This is a genomic window from Microbispora sp. NPDC049125 (assembly GCF_040802045.1).
Classification (GTDB): Bacteria; Actinomycetota; Actinomycetes; order Streptosporangiales; family Streptosporangiaceae; genus Microbispora.
The window spans coordinates 135,803-157,444 of record NZ_JBEZDW010000011.1; the positions used below are offsets into that span (position 1 = coordinate 135,803).

Annotated in this window: 20 protein-coding genes; 7 read left to right on the plus strand and 13 right to left on the minus strand. The window is 71.0% G+C overall.

Annotation, left to right across the window (positions count from 1 at the left end; translation table 11 throughout):
- Positions 1-62: 62 nt before the first annotated feature.
- Together AB0B72_RS15695 and AB0B72_RS15700 are read right to left on the minus strand one after the other, a co-directional pair.
- Positions 63-1,562: a hypothetical protein gene (locus AB0B72_RS15695; RefSeq protein ID WP_367739494.1), complete on the minus strand. Its 1,500-nt coding sequence runs from the start codon at positions 1,560-1,562 to the stop codon at positions 63-65.
- Positions 1,563-1,819: 257 nt separating this feature from the next.
- Positions 1,820-2,074, minus strand: coding sequence for a hypothetical protein (locus AB0B72_RS15700; protein ID WP_367739438.1), 255 nt, complete (start codon positions 2,072-2,074; stop codon positions 1,820-1,822).
- 113 nt (positions 2,075-2,187) lie between these two features.
- Here AB0B72_RS15700 and AB0B72_RS15705 point away from each other — a divergent pair, with 113 nt between their 5' ends.
- The 4 genes from AB0B72_RS15705 to AB0B72_RS15720 all read left to right on the plus strand — a co-directional run bounded on the left by AB0B72_RS15705 (position 2,188) and on the right by AB0B72_RS15720 (position 7,958).
- Positions 2,188-2,754 (plus strand): HhH-GPD-type base excision DNA repair protein, encoded by a 567-nt coding sequence (locus tag AB0B72_RS15705; RefSeq protein WP_367739439.1) that lies wholly within the window; start codon positions 2,188-2,190, stop codon positions 2,752-2,754.
- 176 nt (positions 2,755-2,930) lie between these two features.
- Positions 2,931-5,012 (plus strand): SpoIIE family protein phosphatase, encoded by a 2,082-nt coding sequence (locus AB0B72_RS15710; RefSeq protein WP_367739440.1) that lies wholly within the window; start codon positions 2,931-2,933, stop codon positions 5,010-5,012.
- Between the two features lie 218 nt (positions 5,013-5,230).
- A complete protein-coding gene (locus tag AB0B72_RS15715) occupies positions 5,231-6,913 on the plus strand; it encodes an RNA polymerase sigma factor (RefSeq protein ID WP_367739441.1) in 1,683 nt (560 codons plus the stop codon).
- Between the two features lie 70 nt (positions 6,914-6,983).
- Complete coding sequence (locus AB0B72_RS15720) at positions 6,984-7,958, plus strand: hypothetical protein (protein WP_367739442.1); 975 nt, start codon at positions 6,984-6,986, stop codon at positions 7,956-7,958.
- On the opposite strand, the gene AB0B72_RS15725 is transcribed toward AB0B72_RS15720, so the two are convergent.
- The 4 genes from AB0B72_RS15725 to AB0B72_RS15740 are packed head-to-tail and all read right to left on the minus strand — an operon-like array spanning position 7,959 to position 11,892.
- A complete protein-coding gene (locus AB0B72_RS15725) occupies positions 7,959-8,732 on the minus strand; it encodes a YaaA family protein (protein ID WP_367739443.1) in 774 nt (257 codons plus the stop codon). It abuts the gene before it with no gap.
- A gap of 26 nt (positions 8,733-8,758) precedes the next feature.
- A complete protein-coding gene (locus tag AB0B72_RS15730; RefSeq protein ID WP_367739444.1) occupies positions 8,759-9,622 on the minus strand; it encodes a carbohydrate ABC transporter permease in 864 nt (287 codons plus the stop codon).
- Positions 9,619-10,551, minus strand: coding sequence for a carbohydrate ABC transporter permease (locus tag AB0B72_RS15735; protein ID WP_367739445.1), 933 nt, complete (start codon positions 10,549-10,551; stop codon positions 9,619-9,621). The genes AB0B72_RS15730 and AB0B72_RS15735 overlap by 4 nt, the downstream gene beginning before the upstream one ends.
- Positions 10,552-10,554: 3 nt before the next feature.
- Positions 10,555-11,892, minus strand: a complete 1,338-nt coding sequence (locus AB0B72_RS15740; protein ID WP_367739495.1) for an ABC transporter substrate-binding protein — start codon at positions 11,890-11,892, stop codon at positions 10,555-10,557.
- 103 nt (positions 11,893-11,995) lie between these two features.
- Between AB0B72_RS15740 and AB0B72_RS15745 the strand changes: the two genes are divergently transcribed.
- Positions 11,996-12,751 carry a GNAT family N-acetyltransferase gene (locus AB0B72_RS15745; RefSeq protein ID WP_367739446.1) on the plus strand — a complete coding sequence of 252 codons (756 nt, stop codon included), beginning with the start codon at positions 11,996-11,998 and terminating at the stop codon, positions 12,749-12,751.
- Positions 12,752-12,854: 103 nt separating this feature from the next.
- On the opposite strand, the gene AB0B72_RS15750 is transcribed toward AB0B72_RS15745, so the two are convergent.
- Positions 12,855-13,085 carry a hypothetical protein gene (locus AB0B72_RS15750; RefSeq protein ID WP_367739447.1) on the minus strand — a complete coding sequence of 77 codons (231 nt, stop codon included), beginning with the start codon at positions 13,083-13,085 and terminating at the stop codon, positions 12,855-12,857.
- A 245-nt stretch (positions 13,086-13,330) separates the two neighbouring features.
- On the opposite strand from AB0B72_RS15750, the gene AB0B72_RS15755 reads away from it, so the two are divergent.
- Positions 13,331-15,403, plus strand: a complete 2,073-nt coding sequence (locus tag AB0B72_RS15755) for a type IIA DNA topoisomerase subunit B (RefSeq protein WP_367739448.1) — start codon at positions 13,331-13,333, stop codon at positions 15,401-15,403.
- 61 nt (positions 15,404-15,464) lie between these two features.
- On the opposite strand, the gene soxR is transcribed toward AB0B72_RS15755, so the two are convergent.
- From soxR to AB0B72_RS15785, 6 genes are all read right to left on the minus strand, one after another.
- Complete coding sequence (soxR, locus tag AB0B72_RS15760) at positions 15,465-15,920, minus strand: redox-sensitive transcriptional activator SoxR (protein WP_367739449.1); 456 nt, start codon at positions 15,918-15,920, stop codon at positions 15,465-15,467.
- A gap of 46 nt (positions 15,921-15,966) precedes the next feature.
- Entirely contained in the window at positions 15,967-18,204 is a 2,238-nt protein-coding gene (locus AB0B72_RS15765; protein ID WP_367739450.1) for a protein kinase, read from the minus strand.
- A gap of 168 nt (positions 18,205-18,372) precedes the next feature.
- Positions 18,373-18,867 (minus strand): beta-class carbonic anhydrase, encoded by a 495-nt coding sequence (locus tag AB0B72_RS15770; RefSeq protein ID WP_367739451.1) that lies wholly within the window; start codon positions 18,865-18,867, stop codon positions 18,373-18,375.
- A gap of 109 nt (positions 18,868-18,976) precedes the next feature.
- Entirely contained in the window at positions 18,977-19,300 is a 324-nt protein-coding gene (locus tag AB0B72_RS15775; RefSeq protein WP_367739452.1) for a hypothetical protein, read from the minus strand.
- Between the two features lie 14 nt (positions 19,301-19,314).
- Complete coding sequence (locus AB0B72_RS15780) at positions 19,315-20,322, minus strand: SPFH domain-containing protein (RefSeq protein ID WP_367739453.1); 1,008 nt, start codon at positions 20,320-20,322, stop codon at positions 19,315-19,317.
- 183 nt (positions 20,323-20,505) lie between these two features.
- Positions 20,506-21,006, minus strand: coding sequence for a beta-class carbonic anhydrase (locus AB0B72_RS15785; RefSeq protein WP_367739454.1), 501 nt, complete (start codon positions 21,004-21,006; stop codon positions 20,506-20,508).
- A 185-nt stretch (positions 21,007-21,191) separates the two neighbouring features.
- Here AB0B72_RS15785 and AB0B72_RS15790 point away from each other — a divergent pair, with 185 nt between their 5' ends.
- The gene (locus tag AB0B72_RS15790; protein WP_367739455.1) at positions 21,192-21,572 is read left to right on the plus strand and encodes a VOC family protein; all 381 of its coding nucleotides are present in this window, start codon (positions 21,192-21,194) and stop codon (positions 21,570-21,572) included.
- The last annotated feature ends 70 nt before the right edge of the window (positions 21,573-21,642 follow it).

Here is a 21,642-nt window from a genome sequence, read left to right on the forward strand (position 1 = left end):
CGCCTCCGGCTCGGCGGGCTCCTACGTCCATCAATCTTGCCGCAGATCGGGGGAGCCGGAGGTCAGACGGGCGGTTCGTCCGGGATGTCGGCGATGTCGTCGAGGGCGGCGGCGAGCTCGTCGGGGTGGTCGCCGATCCGCTCGGCGATCTCGATGAGCACGTGCAGGACGTCGTGCCGGTCGTGCCCGAGGTCGGTCAGCCGCTGGGCCGCCTCCCACATCTGGGCGGGGTCGCCGTCCCAGAGGCGGCCGGCGATCTCCTCGTGCCAGGCCAGGTGCTCCTCGAGGTCGTGCCTGCCGAGCTCCGCGGCGTGGTCGATCTCCAGCAGGATGCGCCGGTCCGCCTCGTCCGCGGGGTTGAGCAGGTCGAGGTTGGTCGAGCCGCGCATGCCCTGGAGCAGCGGGAACGCGAAGGCCCGCCGCGCCAGCGCGGACAGGTCGCCGTCGGGCAGGAGCCTTTCCACGAGGGAGCGGTCCAGGCCGAACGTCGTCGGGTCCCGGTAGGCCTCGCCGAACCGGGCCGTCGCCTCCCACACCGCGTCGAGCGTCGCCCGCACGCCCTCCTCGGGCAGCCCTATCCGCGTTCCCGCGAAGCGGACCCACGCCGACAGCACGTGCGGCATGGCGTCCTGCTCCGCGGTGGACAGCAGGACCTTGCGCGGCAGCCAGTCCAGCAGGAACGTCTCGCACTTCATCGGGCTGACCCGCATCGGCCGCCCGAAGTCCTGGTCGCAGCCGTAGTCGATGATGTGGTCGGCGCAGCGCGACGCCGCCGAGGGGTCCGACAGGTTCTCCGCCGCGTCGGACGCCAGGAACTCGGCCGCCAGCATCGCCCGCCGGTCCCGGCTGTACGGCGCCTCGGCGTGGGCGGGCGCCGGCCGCATCCGCCCCGGCGGCAGCGCCTTGATCCGGGCCCTGGCGAACGCGTGGTAGGCGCTGTAGCTGTCGCTGACGAGCCGGGGCCCCTTGCGTACGTGCGCGGCCCTGGCCGCCTTCATGGCGAACTCCAGCAGCGCCCGCGCCTGCTGCGGCTCCAGCTCCTCGAACCTGAGCAGCGCGTTGCCCGCCGCCTCCAGCCTCGCCTGCTCCAGCAGCTTGTCGACCTGGGAGGACACCCAGGCGTCCCGGGCCATGCCGCCCATGTTGTAGTCGACGACCATGACGAGGGCGTGGGTGTCCTCGCCGTTGTAGGCGAAAGTGCACACCACCGTGTCCTGGTCGCCGTAGACGTCCCTGGAGACGTAGCAGCCCGCGGGCTTCACCGCGCCGACCCGGTCCGCCCACCGCGGCCTGGCCACGTCGGACTCCATCAGGGCGAGCGCGGCGCCCTCGGCCTTGGCCGCCTGGCGGGCCGTGCCGAGGTAGGCGACGGAGATGAGCAGGGTGAGGGCGGCGGGCGTCCCCGCCTTGGCCGCGTAGTCCACGAGGCCCTCGCCGAGGATCTGCTCGACGTCGCCGCCGCGCAGCCTGCGGCCCCACCACGCGCCCAGCATGTCGGACACCATGAGTTCGGCGTCGAGGGGGCTGCGGACGGCGAGAAGCTCCCGGGCTGCCAGCAGCATCTCCGCGAACACGTCGTCCGGCGGCCGGGTGCCGGCGGGGTCTCGTCGGTGCCGACGACTCACGCGATCTCGCTCCGCTCGCTCACGGACTCCACCTTCTCGCATTCCCGCGGCCGACGGCATCAGGAACACGGGCCGGTGACATCCCCGTTATGTGCGGGCCCGTTATACACCGGCGGGCCGGCGCGTCCCGTCGAGGACGGGCGGGACGAGCGGGCCGGGCCCCCTCCCTCCTGGTCCGGTCGGGGGCCGGGCCCCTAACGCCTGGAAGGCGGCGCCGAGTTCACCAGGCCAAGCAGGTGCTCGCGGGCGACGCGCTCGACGATCTCGGGCGTCACGGCGAGCCCCAGATGCTCGCCGCGGGCCCACGCGTCCGCCACGGAGCGGTCGACGGTGGACAGGGGGACGGTCAGGAATTCGGCGGCGAGCCGGGCGATAACGAGCTCCACGAGCTCGCGGAGGCCGGGCGCGGTAGAGGGGCCGCCACTGATTCGAGTTGCGAGTGCGGGCATCGGCTGCGTTCCTCGCTGCATGGGGACCTGCCGCCCCCAATTCCACAACTTTCCGGCCGACTGTCAACCCTCGGCTTCGTCCTCCGTGGGAAGTCCATGGGAAACTCGGGGGTATGCGCATCCAGCTCGCCCAGCAGGCGGAGGCCGACGAGCTGCTCGGCCGCAGCTCTCTCGCATTGCTGATCGGCATGCTGCTTGACCAGCAGGTTCCACTGGAGCGCGCGTTCGCCGGGCCGCACACGATCAGCGAACGGCTCGGTCACGATCTGGACGCGCGCGAGATCGCCTCCTATGATCCTGCGGAGTTCGCGGCCTTGCTGGCGGCCAAGCCCGCCGTCCATCGGTATCCGAAGTCGATGGCGACCCGGATCCAGCAGCTCGCGGCCTACCTTGTCGAGAATTACGACGGCGTGGCCGACGCGGTATGGGAAGATGTGCCGGACGGTGCCGAGCTGTCGCGTCGTTTGATGGCGCTGCCGGGCTTCGGGCGTCAGAAGGCACAGATCTTCCTGGCCCTGCTGGGCAAGCAACGCGGTGTACGTCCCGCGGGGTGGCGCGAGGCGGCCGGGCCGTACGGCGAGGAGGGGGTGCACCGGTCGGTGGCCGACGTCGTGGACGCCGCGAGCCTGGAGTTGGTGCGCGCCACGAAGCAGGAAGCGAAGCGGGCGGTGAAGCAGTAAGCCAGATCTTCCTGCGCGAGCGCCGGTCTTTTGACAGGATGCGTTGACCGCATGCCGGGCGGGGCTTCCGTCCGCGCACGTCGATCACCGATGATGTAGGGCAGATCTGCGCTACCAATCACAGTTATGGAGATGTGCCTCGTGGGAGACGCTGGCACGCGACGGAGGTGCCGACCATGAGCGCCGAAACCTCCGTGCCCCGGCCCCGGGAGTCCGGTTTGGATATATCAGACTCCGACCTCTTCAGAGGCCTGATGTCGGAGGCGCCCTTCGCCTTCGCTTTTTTCGACCCGACTGGCCGTTTCGTCCGGGTCAACTCGACCTTTACCGAGTTGACTGGGCATCCTGTCGAACGGCATCTGGACCGCCTTCCGGCCGAGATTCTCCCGGCCGATCTGACGGCCTTAATCGACTCGGCGCTCCACCGGATCGCCGGGGAGCGCCTGCCGGTGACCGACCAGCGGATCAGGACCCGCGCCGAGAACGGCGACACCCGCCACTGGGCGGTGTCGTTCTTCCCGATGCACGCCGGTGACGGCCTCATCGGCGTGGCCCTGTTCGGCGTCGACCTGACGCAGCGGCAGCGGACCGAGGAGGAGCTGCGGCGCAGCGAGGAGCGCTACCGGTCCCTGGTGGAGTCCCAGCAGCAGCTCGTGTGGATCACCTCGCCCACCGGATCCGCGATCGAGGACGCTCCGCAGTGGCGCGCCATCACCGGCCAGGGCCTGGAGGAGTACCTCGCCCAGGGCTGGCTCGACGCGGTCCACCCCGACGACCGGCCGGGCGCCGAGGAGGCGTGGCGCGAGGCCCTGCGCGGCCGGACGATGTTCGAGTGGAGCTACCGGGTGCGCACCCGGGCCAGCGGCTACCGGCACTTCGAGGTGCGCGCCGTGCCGATCATCAGGCACGGCCGCGTGGTGGAGTGGGTCGGCGCGAACACCGACGTCACCCCGCAGCGGGAGGCCGAGGAGATGCGCGGCCGTCTCACCGACCAGCTCGGCGCCGCCGCGCGGCGCACCGCCCGCCTGCAGGGCGCCACCGCCATCCTGGCCGAGGCTCTCACGGTGGAGCAGGTCGTCCAGGTCATCATCGACGTCGGCCGGACGGCCCTGGCCGCCGACCACTCCGCGGTCGCCCTGCTCGACCCCGACCGGGCCACGCTCAAGGTCATCAACAGCGGCGGCATCCCGGACGCGCCCGGCGAGGACATCGAGCTGTCCCACTCCAGCGTGATGACGATGGCGGTCAACAGCAGGCGGCCGGTCTTCGCCGAATCGCCGGAAAGCCTGCGCGGCCAGCTCGTGGACGCCGGCGCCGACGAGGAGCAGATCGACGGCTTCCTCACCCATACCGACGAGCGGGCCTGGGTGGGTCTGCCGCTGCTGGCCGCCGGCCGGGCCCTGGGCGCGCTGCGGTTCTCGTTCACCAGGCCGCAGAAGATCTCCCAGGAGGACGGCGTCTTCCTGGAGGCGCTGGCCGGGCAGTGCGCGCTCGCGGTCGAGCGGGCCACGCTGTTCGAGCGTGAGCACCGCACCGCCGAGACCCTGCAGCGGAGCCTGCTGCCCGACCGCCTGCCGGTCGTACGGGGGCTCGTGCTGGCCCAGCGGTTCCGCTCGGGCTCCCGGCACGTCCAGGTCGGCGGCGACTGGTACGACGCGTTCGTCCTCCAGGACGGGCGGGTGGCGGCCGTCGTCGGCGACGTCATGGGCAAGGGCGTCAAGGCGGCCGCCGGCATGGGCCGGATCCGCAACGCCATGCGCGCCCTGGCGCTGACCAACCCGCCGCCCGCGGCGGTTCTCACCGGCCTGGACCGGGTGTTCGAGGCCACCGAGGAGGAGGAGCAGGTCACGACCCTGGCGTACATGGTCGTCGAACCCGGCACCGGGGAGGGCACGCTCGCCCTGGCCGGTCATCCGCCGCCGCTGCTCGTCTCACCCCAGGGGGTCGGGCTGTTGCACGAGACCGAGCCGGGCACGCCGCTCGGCTGGGCCACCAGCCGCAAGCAGTTCCGGTTCTGCGTGCCGCCAGGGCACACGGCCGTGCTCTATTCGGACGGCCTCGTGGAGAACCGCAAGCGCGGCCTCGACGCGGGTCTGCGGGAGCTTTCGTCCGTGGTGGCCGAGGCGCCGCCGGAAGTCGTGAGCAGTCCGCATATGCTGCTCGATTTTCTGGTGGACCGCATGTTGTCCGGGTATGAACAGGATGACGACGTAACGGTGCTCGCGGTTCACGTGCCGCCGACCACGAAGAGTGACTGAATGAAACCGTCATAACGGTTGCTTTCGGGTCTCGGTGACCTCCATCCGTACGCACTAGTGTCTCGGTCGGCCTAGGGTGGAGGAGCAACCGGTGGGACGGGGCCGTATCACGTGCCGTGGCGTGCCACAATGGCATGTCGCGGTCAGCGCGACCTCACCACCGGAAAAGAAGAAGCACCTGGGTCCATTCTCGCCATGCGTTCGTTCGAGAGGTGTTCGTGTCGCCTGCAAGTTCGACTCGCTCGAAGCCGTCGGAGCTGAACGAGCCAGTGATTCAGCAGCTCCTCGAGCGTGGGCGCTCGCAGGGTTTCCTCGAGTCCGAGGATGTCCGCAAGGCCTTCGAGGAAGCGGACATTCCGCTGTCGCACGCCGCTGGATTCCTGCGCAGCCTCAGCAAGGAGGGGGTGACCGTCGTGGTGACGGCCGCAGACTCCGCCGGGCCCAAGCGGTCTCGAGGTCAAGCCAAGCGCCGCACCACCGCGCCCGTCAAGAAGACGACGAAGTCCGCCGCGGCGAAGGAGTCGCAGCCGGAGACCGTCACCGCAGTGGTGACCGACTCCGCGCCGGCCCCCAAGCCCGCCGCGAAGAAGCCCGCGCCGGCGAAGCCCGCCGCGCCCAAGCCCGGGCCGCCCAAGCCGGGCCCGCCGGGCAAGAAGACCGCGCCCGCGGCCAAGGGGAAGCCGGAGGCGCCCGCCGCCGGCCCCGAGCTCAAGGCGCCCAAGGCCGAGCCCAAGGCCAAGTCGGCTGACCTGGCCGAGGACGAGGAGATCGACCTCGAGGGCGACGTCGACATCGAGGACTTCGACATCGAGGTCGAGGACGTCGAGATCGAGGCCGAGGTCGCCGAGGTCGAGGTCGAGGCGGAGCCCGAGGTCGAGGCCGAGGCCGAGGAGCCCAAGGCCGAGGTGGTCGTCCAGTCAGAGGACGAGGTGCTGATCCTCACCGACGACGACGACGACGCTCCGGTGGCCCAGGTCGCGGCCGCCGGCGCCACCGCCGACCCGGTGAAGGACTACCTCAAGCAGATCGGCAAGGTGCCCCTCCTCAACGCCGAGCAGGAGGTCGAGCTCGCCAAGCGGATCGAGGCCGGCCTGTTCGCCGAGGAGCAGCTCGCCGGCGACGGCGAGGTCCTGCCCGTCGACGTCCGCGCCGAGCTGGAGTGGATCGCCGAGGACGGCCGCCGCGCCAAGAACCACCTGCTGGAGGCCAACCTCCGCCTGGTCGTGTCGCTCGCCAAGCGCTACACCGGGCGCGGGATGCTGTTCCTGGACCTGATCCAGGAGGGCAACCTGGGCCTGATCCGGGCGGTCGAGAAGTTCGACTACACCAAGGGCTACAAGTTCTCCACGTACGCCACCTGGTGGATCCGGCAGGCGATCACCCGGGCCATGGCCGACCAGGCGCGGACCATCCGCATCCCGGTCCACATGGTCGAAGTGATCAACAAGCTGGCCCGGGTCCAGCGGCAGATGCTGCAGGATCTCGGTCGCGAGCCCACTCCCGAGGAGCTGGCCCGCGAGCTCGACATGACGCCCGAGAAGGTCATCGAGGTGCAGAAGTACGGCCGTGAGCCGATCTCCCTGCACACGCCTCTCGGTGAGGAGGGCGACAGCGAGTTCGGCGACCTCATCGAGGACTCCGAGGCCATCGTCCCGGCCGACGCCGTCAGCTTCACGCTGCTGCAGGAGCAGCTGCACTCCGTTCTGGACACGCTGTCCGAGCGGGAGGCGGGCGTGGTGTCGATGCGGTTCGGTCTCACCGACGGCCAGCCGAAGACCCTCGACGAGATCGGCAAGGTCTACGGCGTGACCCGCGAGCGGATCCGCCAGATCGAGTCCAAGACCATGTCGAAGCTCCGTCACCCGTCCCGCTCCCAGGTCCTGCGCGACTATCTCGACTAGTGAACGGTTAACAACTCCGTAACGCCGTGGTAGCGCCCGGATGACCTTGACACTCCTAGGCTCGCGCCTCATGGGAGTGATCGAAGTGGATCGGGCGCGTGCTCGGGGGCCACGAGTGATCCCGGACCGCCCTTGGGCGGACACCATCCTCGACGACGCGGTCGAGGCCGCGCGTCGAGGGAACCTGGCGGCGGGGCTGGCGGCACTCGTGGCGACCCGGGGCGATCCTGAGGTGCGATCGCTCCGGGTCGAGGCGCTGTCGCGTGCCATGATCGGGTCCAGCCGGTCCATCGAGGCGCTGGTCGCGCGTGATCAGGGCAATCCGGAGCTGTGGCTCTGGCTCGGCAGGACCCGGCTGGAGGAGGCGTGGGACCTCAAGCCGGACGTGCGGGCCAGGGCCGTGCAGGCGAACCGCCTGCAGACCTACCACACGGCCATGGAAGGGGCGCGCCAGCCGCTGCTCACCGCGGCCGCGCTGGTGTCGCACGACCCTGTGCCGTGGGAGTGCATGATGTGGCTCGCCCTCGGCCTCGAGCGGCCCAGGGCGGACAAGGACACGGTCTGGTTCGAGTGCTCGCGCCGCTGGCCCATGCTGTACCCGGCGGCGGTGGCGCGGCTGATCACGCTGTCGCCCGGCTGGGGCGGCTCGGCGCAGGAGATGCTGGAGTTCGCCCGCGCGGCGGTGGCCAAGGCCGAGGAGGGCAGCCCGCTGCCGGCGCTGCTGCCGCTGGCGCACTTCGAGATCGCCGGATCGGGCCGTACGCCGATGTCGCGGGGCGGGTGGTTCTCCTTCGACGTGCAACGGGAGATCGTCTCGGCCGCCGGCCACTGGTCGGAGCGGCGGCTCGGCGGCGCCCACCCCCGGTCGGTCGAGGCGCACAACGCCTTCGGGGCCGCGTTCTACCTGGCAGACCTGCGCCGTCCCGCCCGCGGGCATCTGGTCAGGACCGGCGGCCGGTTCAGCCGGCTGCCCTGGTCGCATCTGGGAGACCCGGCGCAGCAGTACCGCAGGGCGTGCGCCCGGCTCAACCTGCCCACGACCTGATCACTCCTCCACGATCACATCGAGCGTCCACGACCCGCCCCGCCGAGGGCGTCCTCCGAGCTCCACCCGATGTCCATGGCCGCCGGGGAGGCCGCCGAGGAGGCCGGTGAGGACCTCGGCCAGCTCCTGCGCGGTCCGCGGCCGCTCCGGCGTCTCCACCAGCGCCCTGGCGACCACGCCCCGCGTCGCCTTCGCCATGTGGCTCACGACGGTCCGCGTCCCCGCGGCCTCCCTCAGCACCCGTACGGCCACCGACCGCTCGCCGGGCTGCCAGGCCGCGGCGTACGTGGCCGACCGCAGGTCCACGACGAGGCCCTTCGCCGGTTCGAGCGCGGCCGTGATCGCGGGGCGCCAGAACGCGGTCAGGCCGCCCATCGGCGGGAGCCGTACGCCCATGGACAGGCGGTACGGCGGGACCCGGTCGGCGGGCCGCAGCAGCCCCCACAGCCCGGAGAAGACGACGATCCGCCGGTCGGCCCGCCTGCGCGCGGCGGGGGACAGGGTGGCCAGGCCCAGGTGATCGTAGAGCACGCCGGTGTAGAGCTCCGCGACCGGCAGCGCGCGCGCCGCGGCCAGCTCCCGGTTGCGCGCGATCTCGCCCGCCTGCCCGGCGGACAGGCCGAGGACGGCCTGGGCGGTCTCCGTACGGCAGAGCGCGACCAGGGCGTCGAGCACCTTCTCACGAGGGGAGTCCAGCTCGGGGAAGCTCAGCCTCCTGGTCGCGGAGGTCCCCCGGGCGGCCTTCCCCTCGGACGGCGGCAGCAGGATGAGCACGGTCCAGCAGCCTACCGGGGAGCCCGTCAGCCCCTCTGGCCGGTTGTGGCGATGCCCTGCACGAAATACCGCTGGCCGATGAAGAAGATCACGATCAGCGGCAGCGTGGTGATCACCCCGGCCGCCAGGACGATCTCCCACTTGGGGTCGCCGCCCTGGTAGAACTGGTCGACGATGGCCTTGAGCCCGCGCGGCAGCGTGAAGAGCCCGGGATCCTGCAGGTAGATCAGCGGCTTCATCAGGTCGAACCAGCTCGCCTTGAGTTCGAAGATGAACGCGATGATCAGGGCCGGACGCCCGAGCGGCAGCGCGATGCGCCAGAACAGGTCGAGATAGGACGCGCCGTCCACCCGCGCCGCCTCGAAGACGTAGCGCGGGATGCCGAGGAAGAACTGGCGGAGCAGGAAGATGTAGAAGGCCGAGCCGCACAGGTTGCCCGCCCAGAGGGGGACCTGGGTGCCGGTGAGGCCGACCGAGTTCCAGATCAGGTACGTCGGCACGAGCGTGACCGCCGCGGGGAGCATCATCGTGCCGAGCACGCTGCCGAACAGCACACCCCGGCCGGGGAAGCGGAAGTAGGCGAACCCGAACGCGACGAACGCGCTGGACACGGTCACCGTGAGCGCCGCCATGAGGCCCACGACGACGGTGTTGAGCAGCCACGCCCCCATCGGCGCCGCGTCCCAGACGTTCACGTAGCTCTCCGGCGCGAACGGGTTCGGCCAGGGGAGGAACGGGTCGCTGAACGTCCGGTCGCGGGGCTTGAGCGAGGCCACGACCAGCCAGACGAACGGGTAGAGGAACACGGCCGACGCCGCCGCCAGCATGATCAGGAAGAACGCCCTGCGGGTGCCGCCGCTCCCGGGCCGGTCGCCGGCCTGCCCGGTCATCGCCCCGTCCGTTCCGCCGTGCCCTGCGGCTCGGCCTCGTAGTAGACGAACCGGTTGCCCACCTTCACCTGGATCACCGTGATGATCAAGATGATGGCGAACAGCAGCCACGCCAGGGCCGAGGCGTAGCCCATGTGGAGGAACTGGAAGCCCTGCTGGAAGAGGTAGACGACGTAGAACAGGGCGGCGTCGCCGTTGGCGTGCTGGGCCGTCTGGTTGCCGAAGAACATGGTGTAGACCTGGTCGAACATCTGGACCGACGAGATCGTGTTGATGATCAGGACGAAGAACAGCGCCGAGCTGATCATCGGCGCGGTCACCGACCGGAACCGCTGCCAGGCCCCCGCCCCGTCGATCATCGCGGCCTCGTACAGCTCGCGGGGGACGTTGCGCAGGGCGGCGAACAAGATGATCGTGGTGGAGCCGAGGTTCCACAGCGACATCAGCACGATGCCCGGCTTGACCCACGCCGGGTCGCTCGTCCACTGCGGCCCGTCGATCCCGAAGACCCCGAGGACCTGGTTGACCAGCCCCGCCTGGCCGTTCAGCAGGAACAGGAAGAGCACGCCCACCGCGACGTACGGCGTCATGGACGGCAGGTAGAACACCGTGCGGAAGAACCCGGCGGCCCGCCCGGTGATCCGGTTGAGCATGAGCGCGAGCAGCAGCGAGATCACCAGGGCCAGCGGCACGTGCAGCACGGTGTAGAACGCCGTGTTGCCGATCGCCCTGGCGACCTTCGGGTCCTCGAGCATGGTCGCGTAGTTGCCCAGGCCGACGAACTCGGGGCTGGAGATCAGGTCGTAGTCGGTGAGGGAGAGCACGAAGCTGGCGATCATCGGCCCGGCCTGGAAGAGGACCAGGCCGATCAGCCACGGCAGCATGAAGATGTACGCCCAGCGCGTCTCGTGGCCGGATCGTCTCCTCATGGCTCAGCCCGCCGCCTCGATGGCCTTCTGCGCCTCCTGCTGGGCCTGTGCCAGCGCGGTCCGCGCGTCCTGGCGGCCCAGCGTCACCCGGGTCGCGGCGTCCAGCCACGCGCTGCGGAACTCGGAGGCGGCCGGCGTCTGCGGGACGATGAAGCCCTTGCCCTGGACGTCGAGGATCGTCTTGATCGCCGCGTCGTACGGCTCGTGCCCGGTGGGCTTGACCACCTGCGAGAAGATCGCCTCGTCGGCCTTGACGTTGCCCGTGTAGGTGCCCGGGTACGCCTTGCCCTCCTGGGCGCGCTTGGCGGCCCTGGCCTTGGCGGCGGCCAGCCAGGTGTCGGCCGAGGTCATCGTCTTCATCCACTGGCAGGCGACGTCCGGGTGCTTGGCGCCCTTGGGGATCATCCAGGCGTTGCCGCCGACGTTGTTGATCGGGTTGCCCTGCCGGTCCTTGAACGGCAGCACCGTGATCTTGGCGTCGGGCGAGGTGCCGGCCATGGAGGTGATCAGGAACTGCTCGGTGAGCATCATCCCGATCTGGTCCTCGGTGATCGGGTTCCGCTCGCCGAAGTAGTCGAAGGTGTCGGTGAACGCCTTGAGCTTCGTCCAGCCGCCCTGGGCCTTGAGGAGCCCGTTGGCGTAGTCGAGCGCCTCGACCACCTTGGGGTCGTCCAGATGTGACGTCCTGCCGTCGGCGGACAGCAGGTCGGCGCCGTTGGCCTTGGCCCACAGGGGCAGGAACTCGGGCAGCTTGGGATAGAAGCCGAAGCGCTGGATCTTTCCGCCGGAGACCTTGTTCATCTTCTTCGCCAGCGAGGTGAGGGAGTCCCAGTCGGAGGTGTCGATGGACGCCGGGTCGGCCCCCGCCTCCTTGGCCGCCTTGTCGTTCACCAGCAGGACGATCGAGGTGTAGAACTCAGGCACGCCGTACCAGGTGTCCCCGAGCTTCACCTGCTGCTGGGCCGCCGGGTAGAAGTCGGACATCGCGATGCCCTGCTTGGCCACGCAGTCGTTCAGCGGCTGGATCGCGCCCCGGGCGGCGTAGGTGCCGAGCAGCTTCCGGTCCAGGTAGACCACGTCGGGCGGGTTGCCGCTGGCGACGGAGGAGAGGAAGGCCTGCTCGTCGAACTGGCCCTGGTTGATGGTGAGCCTGACCTCCGGGTGGGCCTTCTTGAAGGCGTCCACGCGGGTGGTCGCGATCTCGTCGGGCAGGCCGAAGCCCATGGTCGTGAGGGCGGCGCCGCCGCCCGCCGACGGGTTGTCCTCGGCTCCCACGCCGCCGCACGCGGCGAGGGCCAGGCTGCCTGCCAGGACGACGATGCCGGTACGGCTCGTGCGCATGAGAGACACCGCCGCTCCTTGGGGGTCGAGCGATTGATGGCGCTCAACTTCCCCGCGAACGGGCCCTAAACCCGGCAATGCCAGGTCAGCTACGCTGCGGCGGGTGGACTCAGGGACATCACACTTCGACATGCTGGTCGATGAGGCGTGGCCCGCCCCGGTGCGCGCCGAGGCCGGCGGCTGGATCCTGCGGCACGCCGGAGGGGTGACCAAGCGGGCCAACTCGGTGCTGCCGGTGGGCGTCCGGGAGGATCTGGCGGGGGCGGTGGAGGAGGCCGAGAAGTTCTACGCGGCCCTCGGGCTGCCCTGCGTGTTCTCCATCGGCGCGGGCGCGGCGGCGGGCCTGGACGCCGAGCTCGAACGCCGGGGATACCGCGTGGTCGATCCGACGCTGGTGATGACGGCGCCGGTGGCGGGAGCCGTATCGGCCGCCGGGGCGGAGGCCGCAGTAGAGGGCGAGGCGGAGATCGAGGACGCGCCGTCCGAGCGGTGGCTGCGTACCTGGTGGTCGGTCGACGGCGGGCGGCATGGGGACACCGGCGAAGTGCCGGCCCGGGAATGGGCCGAGCGGGTCCTCACCGGGGTGCCCGCCGGCTACCTGCTGATGAGCGGGGGAGCCGTCGGCAGGGCGGTGCCGCAGGGAGAGTGGCTGGGGATCTACTGCATGGCTGTGGAGCCCCACCTCCGGCGGCGGGGCCTCGGGACGGCGGTGCTCCGCTCCCTGATCGCGTGGGGACGCGAGCAGGGTGCGGATCGCGCGTACCTGCTCGTGACGACGGCCAACGTGGCGGCCCGCACGCTCTACGAGCGGGCGGGCTTCGCCGTCGCCGGCCGGTATCACTACCGGGTCGGCCCCTGACTTCGGATCATCGGCGCCTCCGGGGGCGGGGGGCCGTGAAACGAGGTCCGGGTACGGCGACGGCGTGCGGAAGCGTTTTCCTGCTCCGTCACGCCGCCTATTGTCAGCGTCCTTCACTCACAGCGGACGCGGGGGATTCACTGAGTCGTGCCGACTCGTCCTGGATCTCAGCACCTTTGTCGCGCAGCACAGTCACGTGCTGACGCCCATGGTGGGCGCAGAACAGCAACTCCCCACCCACGGGCAGGGTCGCGCGGATGTAGGCCTGAGCACCACACCGGTCACACCGGTCCAGGGCCGTCAGCGGCTTGATGGGGGCGAGAGCTCCAGTCACGTATCGCCTTTCGGGTCGCCCCACGTTGTGGGGTCGTTGGCGTCAGTCACTTGGCTCAACATCTAACCGGATGAGGGCGTTCCCAATCATGCCGCGACTACGCCGAGAGCAGAATGATCGGAAAAGTGACCCAGATCACAGCGGAAGTGCCGCCCACCCTGCTGCGCCTGGCAAGCTTGTACGCGTAGAAACGACAGTGACGCTAAGCTGCGTACGCGTGTTCGATTGATAAGTAGGAGCCAGGTGTGACGGCGGTTCGCGCGGAGACGGGGTACACGGCCCGTCATCTCTCGGTGCTGGAGGGCCTCGAAGCGGTCCGCAAGCGCCCAGGGATGTACATCGGGTCCACCGACACCCGCGGGCTGATGCACTGCCTGTGGGAGATCGTGGACAACGCGGTCGACGAGGCGCTCGCCGGCTTCTGCACCAGCATCGAGGTGGAGCTCCACCCTGACGGCTCCATCGAGGTCCGCGACGACGGCCGCGGCATTCCCGTGGACGTCGAGCCGAAGAGCGGCCTCGCCGGCGTCGAGCTCGTCTACACGAAGCTGCACGCCGGCGGGAAGTTCGGCGGCGGCTCGTACGGCGCCTCCGGCGGCCTCCACGGCGTCGGCGCCTCGGTGGTCAACGCGCTGTCCTCCCGCCTCGACGTCGAGGTCGACCGGGACGGCCAGGTCCACCAGATCAGCTTCCGGCGGGGGGTCCCCGGCGTCTTCGAGGGCGACGGGCCGTCCGCCAAGTTCCGCAAGAAGTCGGGCCTGCGCGACGGCGGCCCCGTCGGCGGGCATGTCACCGGCACCAGGGTGCGCTGGTGGGCCGACCGCCAGATCTTCCTGCCCGAGGCGGAGGTCTCGCTCGACGAGGTCCACGTACGGCTGCGCCAGACCGCGTTCCTGGTCCCCGGGCTCACGCTCCGGGTGCGCGACAGCCGTGGCGAGGAGCCCGCCGAGGAGACGTTCCGGTTCGACGGCGGCATCAGCGAGTTCACCGAGTTCCTCGCCCGCGACGAGGCCGTGTGCGACGTGCTCAGGCTGCAGGGCGTGGGCCACTTCCACGAGACCGTCCCCGTGCTCGACGACCAGGGCCACATGACGGCGACCGAGGTTCAGCGGGAGCTCACGGTGGACGTCGCGGTCCGCTGGGGCAAGGGCTATGAGACGACCGTGCGGTCGTTCGTCAACGTGATCGCGACCCCCAAGGGCGGCACGCACCTCGCCGGGTTCGAGCGGGCGCTGGTCCGCACGGTCAACGAGCAGCTCAGGGAGACCCGGCTGCTCAAGAACGGCGACGAGCCGGTGTCCAAGGAGGACATCCTCGAAGGCCTCACCGCCGTAGTCACCGTGCGCGTCCCCGAGCCCCAGTTCGAGGGGCAGACCAAGGAGATCCTCGGCACCTCGGCGGCCAGCAGGATCGTCGCCCATGTGGTCTCCCGGGAGCTGAAGGAGCTGTTCGCCACCCCGAAGCGGGCCCAGAAGCAGCAGCTCCGCGCGGTGCTCGAGAAGGTCGTCGCGGCGGCCAAGGCCCGCATCGCCGCCCGCGAGCACCGGGACAACCAGCGGCGCAAGTCCGCCCTGGAGAACTCGGCGCTCCCCGCCAAGCTGGTCGACTGCCGAAGCGACGACGTCGACCGCAGCGAGCTGTTCATCGTGGAGGGCGACTCCGCGCTGGGCACCGCCAAGCTCGCCCGCGACTCGGAGTTCCAGGCGCTGCTGCCGATCCGGGGCAAGATCTTGAACGTGCAGAAGGCCTCGGTCGCCGACATGCTCAAGAACGCCGAGTGCGCCGCGATCATCCAGGTCGTCGGCGCCGGGTCGGGCCGCTCGTTCGACATCGAGGCGGCCAGGTACGGCAAGGTCATTCTGATGGCCGACGCCGACGTGGACGGCGCGCACATCCGCTGCCTGCTGCTGACGCTGTTCCACCGGTACATGAAGCCGATGGTGGAGGCCGGACGGGTGTTCGCCGCCGTCCCGCCGCTGCACCGCATCGAGATCACCAACCCCGGCCGGGGGCAGGACAAGTACGTCTACACCTACTCCGACGCCGAGCTGCACAAGGTCATGCGCGACCTGGAGCGGCGCGGCAAGCGCTGGAAGGACCCGGTGCAGCGCTACAAGGGCCTCGGTGAGATGGACGCCGACCAGCTGGCGGAGACCACGATGGACCCGCGCCACCGGGTGCTCCGCCGCGTGCGGATCGAGGACGTCGAAGCCGCGGAGGCCATCTTCGACCTCCTCATGGGCAGCGACGTCGCCCCTCGCCGGGAGTTCATCGTCGGCAGCGCGGCCGAGGTCGACCGCGACGCCATCGACGCCTGATCCCGGAGCGCCGCCGCGACGCCCTGGCGCCCGGCTGCCCGGCTCTGGCGGCCTCCCGGTTTCACGGGCCGAGCAGCCGGCGCGGCCCCGGGCCCTCCCCGCCCAGCCGGTCGTACGGGTTGGCCAGCGCGCACCGGTCGATGGACAGGCAGCCGCAGCCGATGCAGTCCGCCAGGTGGTCGCGCAGCCGTTCCAGCTGCTTGATGCGGCCGTCCAGGTCCTCCTGCCAGGACAGCGACACCCGCGCCCAGTCGTCCCTGGTGGGGGTGCGCTCCTCGGGCAGCAGGGCGAGGACCTCGCGGATCCGCGCGAGCGGGATGCCGACGCGCTGGGAGACGCGGATGAAGGCCACGCGACGCAGCGTGTCGCGGGTATAGCGGCGCTGGTTGCCCGCCGTACGGCGACTGCTGATGAGCCCCTGCCGCTCGTAGAAGCGCAGGGCCGAGGTGGGGACGCCGCTGCGCTCCGCCAGCTCGCCGACCGCCAACTCGCGCGCCTTCCAGGAGACGTGAGTCACCCGCCCAGGCTAACCGACTTCAACCATTGTCCAGGTTCGGGGGCGCTCAGCTCGGAATGAGGCTCCAGACGCGTACCGTCTCGTCGCGGCTGCCGCTGACGGCGATCGGACGGCCTCCGGCCTCGCCCAGCGCGACGGCCCACACGATGTCGCTGTGGCCCCGGAACGGCGGCCCCATCTCCGACCCGGCCCTGAGGTTCCAGGCCCGCACGGTCCTGTCCTCGCCCCCGGAGACCGCGACGGCCGTGCCGTTCACCATCCCGGCCGCCACGGACCAGACAGGCCCGGTGTGCCCGGTGAGGGAGGCGCCGGCCTGCCGGCCATGGGCGAGATCCCACAGGCGCACGGTGTGGTCCTCGCCGCCGCTGACGGCGTAGGTGACACCGTCAAGCTCCGCCACCGCCACCGCGCGCACCCATCCCGGGTGACCGGTCAGCGCGGCGCCGCGCTGCCGCCCGGTCTCCAGGTCCCAGACGCGTACGGTGCCGTCGTCACCTCCGGTCACGGCGACGGGGCGGCCGTCGAGGGTGCCGAGCGCCACCGACCAGACGGTGCCCGAGTGGCCCTTCATGAGCCGCAGCTGCCGGTGGGTGGCGAGGTCCCAGACGCGTACGGTGGCGTCCTCGCCGCCGCTGACGATGACGGGTTTGCCGTCCAGCTCTCCGAGGGCGACGGCCTTGACGCCGCCCGTGTGCCCGGTGAGGGGCGCGCCGATGAGGGTCCTTTTCGTCAGGTCCCACACACGCAGCGTCTTGTCGTCGGCGGCGGTCACGGCGACGGGACGGCCTTCGAGGGTGCCGAGGGCCACCGAGCGGACCCACCCGGTGTGGCCCTTCAGGGGTTTGCCGAGCTCACGGCCGCCGGACAGGTCCCAGAGCCGGGCGGTGGTGTCGTCGCTGCCCGTGAGGGCCACCGGTGTGCCGTCGAGGACTCCGAGAGAGACCGACCGCACGTCGTCGGCGTGTCCGGTGAGGGGCGCGTAGAGGGGCCGGCCGAAGGCGGGCGGCGCCGCCGACGCCGATGTCGCCGACTCCGGTGACGCATGGGTCGTCGCGCCGGCTGTGGCCGGGCCGGGTCTCCCCTCGTTCCGAGGGCGGTCGAGCAGGAACGGCACCACCGCGATCGCCGCCACGGCCACCAGGGCCGCGCCGGCCGCCAGCAGCGCGCGCCGCCGGGCGGGCCGGCTCGCCAGGCCGTCCTGCGCCGCCGTCCGGGGGTCGGACGGAGCCGAGGACGGGGATTTCGAGGGAGCGCTGGATGCCGCCGCGGCAGGCGACGTGGAGAGGGCGCTGGAGGGCCCCGTCTGCGCCAGAGGGGCGTCAAAGGGCTCGGCGGGTCCAGCGGAGGGGCTGGATGGCCTGGGAGCCTCAGGAGGCCCGGCAGGGGCGTCCGAGGCCGCGCGGGCCCGCGCCGGGGAGGAGCCCTGGCTGGACGTCGGCATCAAGGCGGAGGGGCTCCGGGCCGACGCGGGCCCCGCGAGGCCTTCGCCGGTCAGCGTGCGGTACAGGTCCGCCGCGGTGGGCCGGCCATCCGGGTCCTTGGCCAGGCAGCGCGCGAGCAGGGGCCGCAGCCCGCCGGGCACACCGGTCAGGTCGGGATCCCGGTGCAGGATGGCGTGGAGCACGGCGGGCACGGTCTCGCCGGGGAACGCCCGCCGGCCGGTGGCGGCGTAGACCACGGTGGCAGCCCAGCTGAAGACGTCCGAGGCCGGGCCGGCCCTGTCGCCCGCGATCTGCTCCGGTGCCATGTAGCCGGGGGTCCCGATCGAGCCGGACCGGGTCGCGGTGTGGTCGCCGTCCCGGGAGATGCCGAAGTCGATGACGACGGGCCCCTCCGGGCCCAGGATGACGTTGCTCGGTTTGAGGTCCCGGTGGACGACCCCCGCCCGGTGGATGGCCGCCAGGGCGCTCGCGGTCGCGACCGCGAGGCGCTCCAGGCCCCCGCCGGTGCGCGGTCCTGCGTCCCGCACGACCTGCTCAAGCGACGGCCCCGGGACGTACTCGCTCACGATGTACGGCCGGCCGTGGTGGAGCCCCATGTCCATCACGCGGGCCGTGCAGAACGGCGCGACGCGGCGCGCGATGTCGGCCTCGCGGAGGAAGCGCCTGCGGGCGTCGGGGTCCTCGGTCATCGATGCGTGCAGGACCTTGACGGCGACCTCGGCCCCCGAGGGCGTCTCGCCCAGATAGACGACCCCCTGGCCGCCCTGACCGAGAAGGCCCGTCAGCCGGTAGTCGCCTATTTGCCCGGGCTCTCCCGGATTGAGCGGGCGGCGGTTCGGCAATGCCCACCTCTGCGGAAGATCCCGGCGGATTCAAGCCCCTCGAGCATACGGCCTCGCATGCCGGGGGTGCCGCCCGCAGGCGGATCGGCCGGTCTCACCCATGGTCGCGGGGGCGTGGCGGAACGGGTCCTTCTCCCGGGCGCCGCTCCGCCTCCCGGCCGCCGTACGTCAGGGTTTGACCTCGCGCAGGCGCCCGGTCTCGACCTCGTAGACGAAGCCGCGTACCGACTCCTTGTGGGGGATGAAGGGGTCGGCCTTGATCCGGTTGATGGACTGGACGACGTCCTCGTCGAGGTCGGAGAAGGCTTCTGCGGCCCAGTCCGGCTTGATCCCGACCTCGTCCTGGATCTGCCGCTTCAAGGCGTCGTCGGTGAAGGTGAGCATGCCGCAGCCGGTGTGGTGGATCAAGATGATCTCCCGAGTGCCGAGCAGCCGCTGGCTGATGGCGAGGCTGCGCCGGTCGCCGGCGGTGACCACCCCTCCGGCGTTGCGGATCACGTGGGCGTCGCCCTCGGAGAGGCCGAGGAGGCCGTACGGGTTGAGCCGGGCGTCCATGCAGGCGAGGATCGCCACGCCTTTGCCCGGGGGGAGCGGCAGATGTCCCTTGTCGAATGCCGCCGCGTAGCGCTCCGCGTTGGCGAGCAGCTCGTCGGTCACGCTCATGGTGTGCCCTCCTGGTGTCCGGCCGTCCGACCCACTCTTATCGGTAATCCCTACCAAGTCAATGGGTAATGTGACGGACCGTGAGGTTCACTCGCCGTTTCGTGATCGGTCAGCTCGACTCGAGCTCAAGGGTGCTCACCCGCGCGCGGGCCTCCGCCATGCCCTCCCGGTAGCGCTCGTCCCAGTGCGGGTCGTCGTCGGGGATCGCCCGGACCGTCTGGCTCGTCAGCTCCACCGGCCCCTTGCGGCCCGGCGCGACCTTCCTGACGACGATCAGCGTCCAGCCGTTCTCCATGACCGTGTCGACCTCCCAGCGCGGCGGGGCGGCCGCGCCGCGCCGCGCGTACGCGGGCGTCCCGCGCAGGAGCACTACCAGCAGGTACACGAGCGCGGCGACCAGGATGAAGGCCACCGGGAGGGCGAACACTCGCATCGGGTCCCGGCCCCTTACTTGGTGGGGAGTGCAACGCCTCCAGTATTGCCCGGAGCGTAGACGGTGATGCCCTGCGGGAGCGCCTTGAGCTTCTCGATCTCGGCGCATGTGGGGCACTTGTTGTAGCCGTCCTGGCGTGCCTTGTTGGCGTCCGCCTCGGCCCGCGCCTGGGCGACCTTCGCCTGCGCCTCCGTGACCTTGGCGAACGCCGCCTGCGCCTGGTCCACGGCGGCCTGGACCTCGCCCGGCAGGGTCACGCGGGACAGGTTGAAGTGGATGTCGGTGAGGAAGTCCGCGCCGAGCGTGGACTTGAGGTCCTCGGCGAGGCTGGTGTTCACCGCGTTCTGGATCTTGGCGATGTTGGCGTTGTTGCCCTGCTGCGGCAGGCCGCCGCCCTGCTGGTTGGAGGCGTTCTGCACGAGGGCGCAGGAGGACACCAGCTCGGCGCAGCGGAAGCTGTTGACCTGCGTGCGCAGGTCGTTGTCGATGACCGGGCGGATGATCTGGTCGAGGAAGGCCGACCATCCCAGGTCGCCGTCCCAGGGGAAGTACGTCCCGCCGTCCGCGCTGCGGAACTTGCGGGTGCCGAACTTGTCGTCGAACGACTTGAGCGTGGCGTGGTCGAGGTTCAGGCCGAAGTAGAGCGTGCCCTCGATGCCCATGTTGACGCCGTCGCTGCTCGGCACGGTCACCACGTCGACGCCGGAGCGCTCGCCGCGGCCCGCCTCCGAGGTGATCGTGTAGAACCGCTGCTGGGCGGGGTAGCGGTGGATCTGCGACCACCAGCCGATCCAGGTGACGCCGGAGGCCGGGTCGATGATCTGGCGCACGCGGTTGTCGTCGAGCGGGCCTCCGTCGCGGATGACGGCCACGTCGCCGCCGCTCGTGCGCTCGAACCCGTTGAAGGCGCCGATCACGGCGGGCACGGCGACGACGATGAGTGCGATCACCGCCAGGATGGCGATCCCGCGAAACGATCTTCTGGTTCCACCCGCGGGGGTGGCGGAGGTACGGCTGGGCATGGGGGGCTCCTCGGGGGGGCGACCGCCGCGGGCCGCGACGGGCGGCCCGGGCCGGGCGTGGAGAGGGTGGCTCGGCAGGACAAGCTAGCAGCAGCACGCCCGGGGTCCCGCATCCCCGCTCACAGCGCCGGAGCCGTGCGGGTCCCGTACGGCCCGCGGGACCGGGCCGTACGGGACCGGTGGTCAGAGCTCGACGGGGGCGAGCCTGCCGGTGTGGACGTCGTAGATGGCGCCGCCCACGGTGAGCGTCGAGGGGAGGAAGGGGCTGGCCTTGATACGGGTGACGTCGTGCCGCAGCGCGGCGTTCTGGTCGGGCACGGTGTGGAACTCCAGGCTCCGGGTGTCGATACCGCGCTCGGCGGCGATCAGGTCGTGCACCTCCTCGTCGGTCGACTTCGACATCCGGCAGTCGGTGTGGGGCATCACCAGGACCCGGTCGACGCCGAGCAGGTAGACGGCGAGGACGAGGGTCCTGAGCACGTCGTCCGTCACCCGGGCGCCGGCGTTGCGCAGGATCTTCGCGTCGCCCGCCCGCAGGCCCAGCAGGCCGAGCGGGTCGATGCGTGAGTCCATGCACGTCACCACGGCGAGCCCGCGGAGTGCACGGCCGGTCAGGTCGGAGCCGGAGAAGTCGCTCGCATACTTCTCGTTCGCGGCTAGCAGGTCATCGAAAGCACCGGTCATGGGGTAGATGCTGCCGCATGCCCATTTCCGGTGTCGTCGCGGGAGCCCCTTCACGGGACCTCCCCGGGTGAGAACGGCCGTCTCCTGGGCAGCCGCAGTGAGACAAGGCCCCCTTTTCGCTGGCTCCGCCGCGCGACACCGGTATAGGCTCTTCGGTGGTGTTCACGGCTAGAGAGGAGAGACCGATGAGTGGTATCGCCCGCATGCGGTCCGTGGTGATCGACTGTCCCGACCCCAAGGCCCTCGCGGAGTTCTACGGCGCCCTGGTCGGGTGGGACGTCATCAACCAGGACGACGAGTGGGTCACGCTGTCGGACGGAGGCCAGGTGCGCCTGTGCTTCCAGGCGGCGCCCGACCACAAGCCCCCGATCTGGCCCGACCCCGAGCACCCCCAGCAGTTCCACCTCGACGTGAGGGTCGACGACCTGGACAAGGCGGAGGCCGCCGTACTCGAAATCGGCGCGGTCAAGCACGGCCATCAGCCGAGCACGGAGGGCGGCTTCCGGGTCTACCTCGACCCCGCGGGTCACCCGTTCTGCCTGTGCGTGGCCGGCGCGGGAGACTGATCGCCGCCCCATCCCGCGCCGCGACGCGGTCCGGGCGTCTGGAGTCAGGCATGAAGCCGAACCGCTCCAT

Bases quoted from the DNA above. Each gene is read 5' to 3' on its own strand.
- AB0B72_RS15695 (WP_367739494.1), bottom strand. From the start codon at position 1,562: ATGCTGCTGGCAGCCCGGGAGCTTCTCGCCGTCCGCAGCCCCCTCGAC.
- AB0B72_RS15700 (WP_367739438.1), bottom strand. From the start codon at position 2,074: ATGCCCGCACTCGCAACTCGAATCAGTGGCGGCCCCTCTACCGCGCCC.
- AB0B72_RS15705 (WP_367739439.1), top strand. From the start codon at position 2,188: ATGCGCATCCAGCTCGCCCAGCAGGCGGAGGCCGACGAGCTGCTCGGC.
- AB0B72_RS15710 (WP_367739440.1), top strand. From the start codon at position 2,931: ATGAGCGCCGAAACCTCCGTGCCCCGGCCCCGGGAGTCCGGTTTGGAT.
- AB0B72_RS15720 (WP_367739442.1), top strand. From the start codon at position 6,984: ATGGGAGTGATCGAAGTGGATCGGGCGCGTGCTCGGGGGCCACGAGTG.
- AB0B72_RS15730 (WP_367739444.1), bottom strand. From the start codon at position 9,622: ATGACCGGGCAGGCCGGCGACCGGCCCGGGAGCGGCGGCACCCGCAGG.
- AB0B72_RS15735 (WP_367739445.1), bottom strand. From the start codon at position 10,551: ATGAGGAGACGATCCGGCCACGAGACGCGCTGGGCGTACATCTTCATG.
- AB0B72_RS15740 (WP_367739495.1), bottom strand. From the start codon at position 11,892: ATGCGCACGAGCCGTACCGGCATCGTCGTCCTGGCAGGCAGCCTGGCC.
- AB0B72_RS15770 (WP_367739451.1), bottom strand. From the start codon at position 18,867: ATGAGCGTGACCGACGAGCTGCTCGCCAACGCGGAGCGCTACGCGGCG.
- AB0B72_RS15775 (WP_367739452.1), bottom strand. From the start codon at position 19,300: ATGCGAGTGTTCGCCCTCCCGGTGGCCTTCATCCTGGTCGCCGCGCTC.
- AB0B72_RS15780 (WP_367739453.1), bottom strand. From the start codon at position 20,322: ATGCCCAGCCGTACCTCCGCCACCCCCGCGGGTGGAACCAGAAGATCG.
- AB0B72_RS15785 (WP_367739454.1), bottom strand. From the start codon at position 21,006: ATGACCGGTGCTTTCGATGACCTGCTAGCCGCGAACGAGAAGTATGCG.
- AB0B72_RS15790 (WP_367739455.1), top strand. From the start codon at position 21,192: ATGAGTGGTATCGCCCGCATGCGGTCCGTGGTGATCGACTGTCCCGAC.